1 protein-coding gene and 1 pseudogene are annotated in these 2,822 nt (G+C 40.5%); both read right to left on the bottom strand.

Annotated elements, in window-relative coordinates:
* Positions 1-323: 323 nt before the first annotated feature.
* Positions 324-1,931: an MFS transporter gene (locus IQ242_RS21660; RefSeq protein WP_193961365.1), complete on the bottom strand. Its 1,608-nt coding sequence runs from the start codon at positions 1,929-1,931 to the stop codon at positions 324-326.
* Positions 1,932-2,656: 725 nt separating this feature from the next.
* A pseudogene (locus tag IQ242_RS21665) lies at positions 2,657-2,822 on the bottom strand (RNA-guided endonuclease TnpB family protein); the annotation flags it as partial.

Below are 2,822 nucleotides of genomic sequence, written 5' to 3' on the forward strand. Positions count from 1 at the left end.
GGGCAGATTTGATATAAAGGGCTTTCAGACTATCGGTTAGTTGAATCAGGGATGCTGGTTTCATGCGAGTTCCTCACTCTGAGGATTTTCCCATTATTATAGGATCAATCATTCTCTGTAATTCTCTTAAGAAATGTAATTCTGGCAATTCTTGCTGACGAGCGACGACCGACGACCGGTTACTGACTCCTGACTCCCACGGTTAACTTTACTTTTGTCCGACCACTTATAACTTTGTCTTGATAATTTACAAAACGATTGGAACCTGAAGAAGAAAAATTATTACGGGGTTTAACTGACAGTGTTTCTCAAAAAACTGATGTTTACTTTTCCTCTTGTCTTCTTGTTGCTAATTGGTCTAAAATTTCGGCGTGAACTTGGCGACTAATTGGATAAAAATAGGCAAGAATTAAGCTAATGAGCAGAAAAAATGCTGGTAAAGGAGCAATTGCTAGGCGAATTGCTATTAAAGCACTATCTGGCTGCAGGGGAATTGCTTCTCCTGGGATTATCGGTTTAAACCCTGATGTTTCTAAGGCAATACCGACAAGAAATAACCCCAAAGCTAAACCAATTTTTTGCAGAAGTACCATGAAAGCATAAAAAATACCTTCTCGACGTTTTCCTGTTTCTAATTCATCTAATTCAATCACATCGGGAACCATTGACCAAGGAATTAAATAGGCCACAGATACGCCAAATCCTGCCAAAACTGCCAAAGCATACATTAAAGTTATTTCTCCTGGTTGGAGCAAAAATAAACCAATTTGGGCAATAATCCAGAATGTCATCCCTAAAAAATAGACTATCTTTTTGTCTAATTTCTGACTAACTGCTTGCCAGAAAAATAACATCACTAAAGCTGTTCCCTGTACTGCCAAAGCGACTAAACCCGATTCTGCTTCCGATAGTCTCATGTAGCTGACGACGTAGTAAACCAAAATCGAGGCGGTTAATTGTACTCCTAACCAGGCACAAAGATAGATGCCAATAACGTATAAAAAGGGACGATTACCAAAAACTATTTTTAATTGTTCTTTCAGGGGAATAGTTTCAGTATTATTAGCAGCTTCCCTCTGTTTAATTGCTGCGCTATCCCTGAGATGATTTTCAGTTTTGCCATAGTAAAGGGTTAACCCCGAAACTATCCCTTCTATTCCTAATAAAATTGTGGAAATAGCGATAAAGTCCCTGGGATTTACCCCAATTTTTCCTAGTCCATAGACCAAGGAAAGCGCACCGATAACTATAAAAGCAATTGCCAAAACTTTTTTCTGGGGAGAATTGAGAATCGCTTTTGCTCCTCGTTCTTGTAAAGCTAAAGCGCACAAAATAACTGCTATAATCGACATTAAAGCACAAACTACACCTAACAATAAAAAAGCTTGATGGAGATCATTGGCATAGGACGATGAGACGAGAATATAGAGAATTAATGAGAGAATGCTGCCCCCGATAGAAAAGGCAAAACGAAAACTATTTAAGCGGGTTCTCTCGTTATAATCATGGGTTAATTCAGGGGTGAGTGCCTGGTAGGGAAGATTGACTACCGTATAGGTTAAATTAAAGATAATGCCGATAAAAATATAATATAAAAATAACCATAATTGGTTATTAGTCGGGATTAACCACAGTAAAAAATAGCTAATTCCGAAGGGAATCGACCCCAATAACATCCATGGTAAGCGACGACCCCAGATAGTACGAGTTCGATCGCTCCACATGCCAATGATCGGATCGTTAATAGCGTCGAAAATTCTCACCACCATCAGCACACTACCAGCTAATCCTGCCGATAATCCTGCCACATCAGTGAGGAAAAATAGCAGGTAAAATACCGAGATATTGGCAGTGATAGCCGGTCCCAAATCCCCCGCACCATAGGCGATTTTTGTGGTTAAATTGAGTCTTTCAGAAGTCAAATGAGCCATAAAAGCAATTATAGAGACTAAAATAAGCTTAACCGTTCTGGGAGCATTTGTAACCTTTGTCAGAGCAGTTGAGGAACTTTAATTTTTTTTGTCTCTAGTAATTCCTGAAAATATCTAGGGTCTGCTGAAAAAGTTTGTTGGTGGGGGCAGGGTGTGGGGTATGGGGTGTAGGGTTTTACCGATTTTGAGGTAGTCAGTTACCTAATTTTTAGGGAAAAAGTACCTGAATTTTACCCCCGATCCCTCCAATGGTCGGCACTTTTTGAGGGAAAAAAAGTCTAAAAGCCTTATCCAACAAGGTTTTTAGATTTATTCAGCAGGCCCTATCTAGCGTTAAAAGGGGAAGATTCCTCGATGACACTGGGGACAAAGAAATGGCTTTATCTTTGGCATCCTGGAAAATTCTGACTATTTCCCCGTCCTTCACTTTTTATCTATCGCCCTGGCAGCATCATCAGCTAAACTGACTAATATCAGTTATTTTAGCTATCAGCATCGGAATTCCCCTTATTCTGGCAGTTAAACTCAAGAAGAGCCACCAGATTGTTCTTTTTCGGACTGTTAGCGGTTAGGAGCTATTACTGGGGAGACGATCGAAATAGATCAAGAAAGTGTGATAGTACAGATAAGAGATCGGGGAAAATTTTTTCGCCAAACCTAAAACTTTTTGACGCTGACGTTCTTTGACATCCTCGCCGCCGTAAACGGACGGTGATTCCCAAACCTCACGATTTAGGTTTCTGCTTCTTTCCCTTGCGGGGTTCCGCACCTGCCTTAACAGATTTACTCTGTTCTGGTCTTATGGTCGCGACCCGGACTGACACCGCAAGCCCTGCGGCCAAAATATTTTTACTAGCGTTAATATCTCGGTCATGGTGAGTCCCACAGTCT

It is taken from the genome of Microcystis sp. LEGE 08355, from assembly GCF_015207185.1.
In the GTDB taxonomy this organism is placed as follows: Bacteria; Cyanobacteriota; Cyanobacteriia; order Cyanobacteriales; family Microcystaceae; genus Microcystis; species Microcystis panniformis.

Excerpts from the sequence above, each read along its gene's own strand:
- IQ242_RS21660 (WP_193961365.1), bottom strand. The coding sequence starts at position 1,931 with ATGGCTCATTTGACTTCTGAAAGACTCAATTTAACCACAAAAATCGCC.